General features: G+C 42.6%; 7 protein-coding genes and 1 riboswitch. Of the genes, 6 read left to right on the forward strand and 1 reads right to left on the reverse strand.

Annotated elements, in window-relative coordinates; all coding sequences use genetic code 11:
• Positions 1-10 precede the first annotated feature (10 nt).
• The 3 genes from SPADD19_RS05595 (at position 11) to SPADD19_RS05605 (ending at position 2402) form a co-directional block, all read left to right on the forward strand.
• On the forward strand, positions 11-982 hold the full coding sequence (locus SPADD19_RS05595; RefSeq protein WP_003015777.1) for a YihY/virulence factor BrkB family protein: 972 nt from the start codon (positions 11-13) through the stop codon (positions 980-982).
• 251 nt (positions 983-1233) lie between these two features.
• On the forward strand, positions 1234-1698 hold the full coding sequence (locus SPADD19_RS05600; protein WP_061455470.1) for a MarR family winged helix-turn-helix transcriptional regulator: 465 nt from the start codon (positions 1234-1236) through the stop codon (positions 1696-1698).
• A complete protein-coding gene (locus SPADD19_RS05605; RefSeq protein ID WP_003014389.1) occupies positions 1695-2402 on the forward strand; it encodes a B3/B4 domain-containing protein in 708 nt (235 codons plus the stop codon). The genes SPADD19_RS05600 and SPADD19_RS05605 overlap by 4 nt, the downstream gene beginning before the upstream one ends.
• Before the next feature lie 24 nt (positions 2403-2426).
• On the opposite strand, the gene SPADD19_RS05610 is transcribed toward SPADD19_RS05605, so the two are convergent.
• Complete coding sequence (locus SPADD19_RS05610; protein WP_061455471.1) at positions 2427-2870, reverse strand: GtrA family protein; 444 nt, start codon at positions 2868-2870, stop codon at positions 2427-2429.
• Positions 2871-2898: 28 nt separating this feature from the next.
• Positions 2899-3005, forward strand: a riboswitch (PreQ1 riboswitch).
• Here SPADD19_RS05610 and SPADD19_RS05615 point away from each other — a divergent pair.
• The 3 genes from SPADD19_RS05615 to SPADD19_RS13085 all read left to right on the forward strand — a co-directional run.
• Positions 3003-3512 (forward strand): QueT transporter family protein, encoded by a 510-nt coding sequence (locus tag SPADD19_RS05615; protein WP_023917840.1) that lies wholly within the window; start codon positions 3003-3005, stop codon positions 3510-3512. Its footprint overlaps the riboswitch before it by 3 nt.
• A gap of 85 nt (positions 3513-3597) precedes the next feature.
• Positions 3598-5556, forward strand: coding sequence for an NAD-dependent DNA ligase LigA (ligA, locus tag SPADD19_RS05620; RefSeq protein WP_061455472.1), 1959 nt, complete (start codon positions 3598-3600; stop codon positions 5554-5556).
• Positions 5557-5565: 9 nt separating this feature from the next.
• On the forward strand, positions 5566-5620 hold a 55-nt coding region (locus SPADD19_RS13085), incomplete at its 3' end, for a hypothetical protein (protein ID WP_277619471.1).

The following is a 5620-nucleotide window of genomic DNA, read 5'->3' on the forward strand; positions in this document are numbered from 1 at the left end:
GAGGTGACGGATGAAAAAAGTCATAAAAAAAGTGCTAGATCAGCCGTTTATAAAAGGCTTCGTGCGATTTTATCAGAGTGCAGAGTCTGATATCACCAGCATTGCGGTTGCCTATTATTTGTTGATCTCCATTTTCCCTTTGATGCTGATTGCAGCCAATATTTTGCCTTACTTTCATATTCGTCCTACTCAGATTCTTTTGAGCTTACAAAAAGTCTTGCCAGCTTCCTTATATCGAATAGTGGCACAGATGATTTCGAGTGTGTTGACCAAACCCTCAACAGGATTACTAAGTTTTTCGATTGTTTCTGCTTTGTGGATCTTCTCTCAGAGCATTGCCTACCTCCAAAGGGCCTATAACAAGAGTTATGGGGTGGAAAAGGAGCGTGGCATTATCTGGGGACGACTCTTTAGCTTTCTGATTAGTTTTGCCTTGCAGGGCTTGTTTGGACTTTCGCTCATTCTTTCCATGTTTGGGAAAATGATCGTTCGCTATCTCTATCGGACCTTTTCATTTGATCGGACGATTTATGTGCGCTTACTGAATTTGACAGAGCCGACCATCTATCTCTTGCTCTTTGTCAGTCTGGTCTTGCTTTATTACACTCTTCCTAATGTTAAAATTCCAAAATTTAGATATGTTCTTCCAGGAGCGACCTTCGTTGTTGCTGTCCTGTATGCGATCTTGAATATCTTTTGGAAATATGTGGATCGTTATGTGAGTCATTTCTTAGATGCTCGTTTCTTCGGTTCTGTCGTCCTAGCGGTCATCATGTTCTGGTTCATCTTGGTGGCAAAAATCATGATTATTGGTTGTATTTTAAACGCCAGTATCCAGTTTGCTAGAGAAGCCAAGTTCCAAACGCGCAATGGAGAAATTGTCTCCAAATTAAAAACGGAAGAAGTAGCCTTTTGGCATAAAGAAGCTTCACAAAAATTAAAGCGTCGGTTACGCTTGAGAAAAAAAGATAAAACGGAATAAGGAGAGTGGGACAGAAATCGGTAATTCGTTAGAATTCGATTTCGTTGTCCCACTTCCGCACAGTTGAGTAGGGCTGTAAAAGCTGATGAAATCAGCGTAGTAGAGCCCACTCAACCACTGCGTCTTGCTCGACAATTCAAAAATAATTGAGAGGCTAGGACTTTTGTCCCAGTCTCTTTTTGGCTATCTATTTTTGTTGCATTTGCAACAAAAATGTGATATGCTATTCTTAATAAGAAAGGAGGAGTGGGATGAGTATTTTGCGTGAGATAGGCATCATTGCGCGAGCTTTGGATTCTATAGCAAATATCGAATTTCGAGATTTGGATCTGGCGCGTGGTCAATACCTCTACCTTGTGCGAATTGCGGAGCAACCTGGAATTATTCAGGAAGAACTCTCTGAGCTCTTGAAAGTAGATCGCTCAACTATTGCCCGATCCGTAAAAAAACTAGAAGAACGAGGACTGATTCAACAGCGCCCAAGGGGTGAAAACCTTAAAACCAAGGAATGGGAATTAACGCAAAAAGGCAAGAAGATTTACCCCTTCATTTTAGGGGAGCATCTTTACTCTGAGGCAACTGCCTTAAAAGGATTTTCCAAAGAAGAAGTCGCACAGTTAGAGGAGTATCTGATCCGAGTTCGTGAGAATATTACCCTGGATTGGGAACTAGTCAAAAAAGGTCAAAAAAGAAATTATAGTGAGGTAAAGCATTGAAAGTGACAGTCGATCAAGCATTTTGGGATTTATTCCCAACAGCTACCATTACAGTGATGTCCTTGTATGGTATTGATAATACAGTAGATGAAGCCAAGGATCCTTATTTCAAAGAATTGTTGGACAAGGGTGCCAAGCGAGCATGGGAATTTATCGATGAAGAAAACTATACCCAGAGTGAGTTCGTTCAAGAGTGGCGCCAAGCTTTTAGCAAGTTTAAAACAAAAAAAGGAGCCCGATCTTCCATCGAGGCACTCTTAAAACGGGTTCACCAGGGACGTGAATTCTATCCGATTAATCCTTTGGTGGATCTTTACAATAGCGTGTCGATGGCTTATGCCCTTCCTTGTGGAGGAGAAGATATGGATAAGTTGGTGGGTGGACTCTCTCTAGGCCAAGCGAAAGGAGGCGAACCTTTCTTTCCGTTAGGAGCTGAAGAAGATGCGCCAGCTTTGGAAGGGGAGATCATCTACTACGACCAAGAAGGAGCCGTTTGTCGTTGCTTGAATTGGCGTGAGGCTCAAAGAACCATGCTAACAGAAGATACCAAGGACGCAATTTTGGTGATTGAAGCTATCAATGAAGAGCAGGCTAAACGCGCACAAACAGCTATGCAGGAATTGAAAGATCTAGCCAAGAATTATTTTGGGGTCGAAGGCACCATCTATCAATTAAGTGCAGAGCATGCAAGTATAGAAGTTTAAAAGAATAAGGCTGAAACAATCGTTTCAAGCCTTGTTTTTATTTTTAAAGACAAAGAGTTTACTAAAGACATAATTGAGGACCACAATGGCTACTTGTGCAAAGAGGGTTTCAATCAGATTGATTTGGCTCTTGTTATTGTGGACGAATTGACCGATAATTTCTGGGAACTGCTTGACAAAAATCTCGGTCAAGGCCATATCTAGAATAAAGGTCCCAGAGCGCGCAATTGCAAATCGGATCAAGCGCTGAAACCAGCCCTTCCTTTCTTGTTTAAAAACAATGGTATCGTTGGTCGCAAAGGCAAAGAGGATCCCAGCAATGTTTCCAATCGCTGTCGCCAATCGTTCATCACGAGACATATGATAGATGAAGAGGCGGGTTCCGACGGAAACAAGGGTTGTTGCCACACCAAAGAAGAGATAGGATAAAATTTCATTATCAAAAAATTTTTTAATGAGTGTTTTCATAAATTCAGTCTACCATAAAACCTCAAAATATGCTATACTTGAAAGGTTGAAGAAATCAAACCTTCGACCCTTGGTGCTTAAGATCCTTTCGCCAAGCATATTAGACGCGGAAAAACCGCTAAAGGAGAATAGATGAAACAGTTAACTGCTCGTGATATGGCGCAAATTGCCATTGTTGCTGCGATTTATATCGTATTGACCATTACCCCACCTCTCAATGCTATGGCCTACTATGGCTATCAATTCCGCGTTTCGGAGATGATGAATTTCTTAGCCTTCTACAATAAGAAGTACTTGATTGGAGTGACTCTTGGTTGTATGATTGCTAACTTATTTAGTTTTGGGTGGATCGATGTCTTTGTTGGTGGAGGTTCAACCTTTGTCTTCTTAGGACTTGGACTCATTCTATTTGGTCGTTTTAAAAACAAGTTCTTGTTTGACGGTCTTATTCGATTGGACCATTTCTTGTTTGCGATTTTCTTTTCCATTTCCATGTTTACGATTGCCTTGGAACTTTATTACCTTCAAGGCCAACCATTCTTCTATAACTGGTTGACCATGGGAGTGGGTGAATTTGCATCCTTGATTTTTGGAGCGATTGTGATCAATCAACTTTCTAAACGGATTGATTTTACAAAATAAGAAAAGGGAGCTTTGGCTCCTTTTTTTCATGCTAAGAATGCAGTAAATTCAAGGCTAAATTAAGATTTTATGATAAAATAAGAACATGAAAACCAGAATGAAAGAATTAGTGGAATTACTCAATCGCTATGCTTATGAGTATTACACAAAAGACGCTCCATCTGTTTCAGATAGTGAATATGATCAATTATATCGGGAGTTGGTGGAACTCGAAACCGCTCATCCAGATGAGATCTTACCAGAGAGTCCAACTCACCGTGTAGGTGGTGTGGTTTTAAAAGGCTTTACTAAATACCAGCACCAGTATCCCCTTTATAGTTTGCAGGATGCTTTTTCGCGTGAAGAATTAGAAGTCTTTGATCAGCGTGTCCGTAAGGAATTTCCTTCCATAAGCTATGTATGTGAGCTGAAGATCGATGGCTTGTCCATTTCCCTCACCTATGAAAATGGAGTCCTCGTAACGGGGGCAACACGTGGAGATGGTTCTGTCGGTGAGGATATTACAGAGAACCTCAAGCGGGTAAAGGACATTCCTTTGGTGTTACCAGAGCCAGTAAACATTACTGTTCGAGGTGAGTGCTACATGCCGCGGTCTTCCTTTGATCGGGTTAATCAAATTCGTCAAGAAAATGGCGAGCCTGAGTTTGCTAATCCACGAAATGCTGCTGCAGGAACGCTTCGTCAATTGGATACGAAAATCGTGGCCAAGCGAAATCTCGCAACCTTCTTGTATCAAGAAGTGAGCCCGACGGATCAAAGCAGTCAGGAAGGCGTGCTTGAGAAATTAGCCCGCTTAGGGTTTGTCGTGAACCAAGAGCGAGTGCTGGCTGAGGATATGGAGCAAATTTGGGACTTTATCCAAAAAGTAGCCCAACTTCGAGAGGATCTTCCCTATGATATCGATGGGATCGTCATCAAGGTCAATGACCTAGCTGTTCAAGAAGAACTAGGCTTTACCGTAAAAGCCCCTAAATGGGCTGTCGCCTATAAGTTTCCAGCTGAAGAAAAAGAAGCGAAAATCTTATCGGTGGATTGGACGGTTGGACGGACCGGAGTTGTGACCCCAACTGCCAATCTAACTCCAGTCCAGCTAGCAGGAACTACCGTTAGTCGGGCAACCTTGCACAATGTGGACTATATTGCTGAAAAAGATATTCATCAGGATGATACCGTCATTGTCTACAAGGCGGGTGATATCATTCCTGCGGTCTTGCGTGTCGTCAAAGATAAACGGGTATCTGATCAAGCATTAGCCATTCCAACTCAATGTCCGAGCTGCCAGAGTGAGTTGCTTCATTTCGAGGATGAGGTGGCCCTTCGCTGTATCAATCCGCTCTGTCCAGCACAGATGAAGGAAGGTTTGAACCACTTTGCCAGTCGGGATGCTATGAATATCATAGGCTTGGGTCCAGCTGTTGTAGAGAAACTCTTCGCAGCTCAGTTGGTAGAGGATGTAGCTGGGATCTATCGTCTGACAGTCGAGGACCTATTGACCTTGGAAGGCTTTAAAGAAAAATCTGCTGAAAAACTCTATGAAGCCATTCAAGCTTCAAAAGAGAATTCAGCTGAGAAGTTACTCTTTGGTTTGGGGATCCGCCATGTCGGTAGCAAGGTTAGTCAAATCTTGCTCCAAGAATTCCATGACCTCGATCAATTGGCTACAGCTGATCCAGAACGAATTGCCAGCATTGATAGTCTCGGTATGGTCGTGGCTGAAAGCCTCAAGCGTTATTTCGCTCAAGAAGGATCCAAGCGCCTATTGCAAGAGCTTAAAGAAGCTAGCGTCAATATGGCCTATCTTGGTGAGAAAGTCGCTGCTGATGCGGCCCTATCAGGAATGACAGTCGTTTTGACTGGGAAGCTAGAGCGACTCACGCGTTCAGAAGCCAAGGCAAAATTAGAAAGTCTGGGCGCTAAGGTGACTGGATCGGTTTCCAAAAAAACAGATTTAGTCGTTGCAGGTAGTGACGCTGGTAGCAAGTTAACCAAAGCACAAGAATTAGGAATCCAGGTAGAAGATGAGGCCTGGCTTGAAAGTTTGTAGAGGATCTTTATGGTAGAACGAATCAAAAAAGCCCGTTTAATTTATAATCCGACCTCTGGGCAAG

Origin of the sequence: Streptococcus parasanguinis (assembly GCF_001578955.1) — a bacterium.
In the GTDB taxonomy this organism is placed as follows: Bacteria; Bacillota; Bacilli; order Lactobacillales; family Streptococcaceae; genus Streptococcus; species Streptococcus parasanguinis_U.

What these genes read in the sequence shown, in the direction of transcription:
- SPADD19_RS05595 (WP_003015777.1), top strand. Translation starts at nt 11, where the DNA reads ATGAAAAAAGTCATAAAAAAAGTGCTAGATCAGCCGTTTATAAAAGGC.
- SPADD19_RS05600 (WP_061455470.1), top strand. Translation starts at nt 1,234, where the DNA reads ATGAGTATTTTGCGTGAGATAGGCATCATTGCGCGAGCTTTGGATTCT.
- SPADD19_RS05610 (WP_061455471.1), bottom strand. Translation starts at nt 2,870, where the DNA reads ATGAAAACACTCATTAAAAAATTTTTTGATAATGAAATTTTATCCTAT.
- SPADD19_RS05615 (WP_023917840.1), top strand. Translation starts at nt 3,003, where the DNA reads ATGAAACAGTTAACTGCTCGTGATATGGCGCAAATTGCCATTGTTGCT.
- ligA (WP_061455472.1), top strand. Translation starts at nt 3,598, where the DNA reads ATGAAAACCAGAATGAAAGAATTAGTGGAATTACTCAATCGCTATGCT.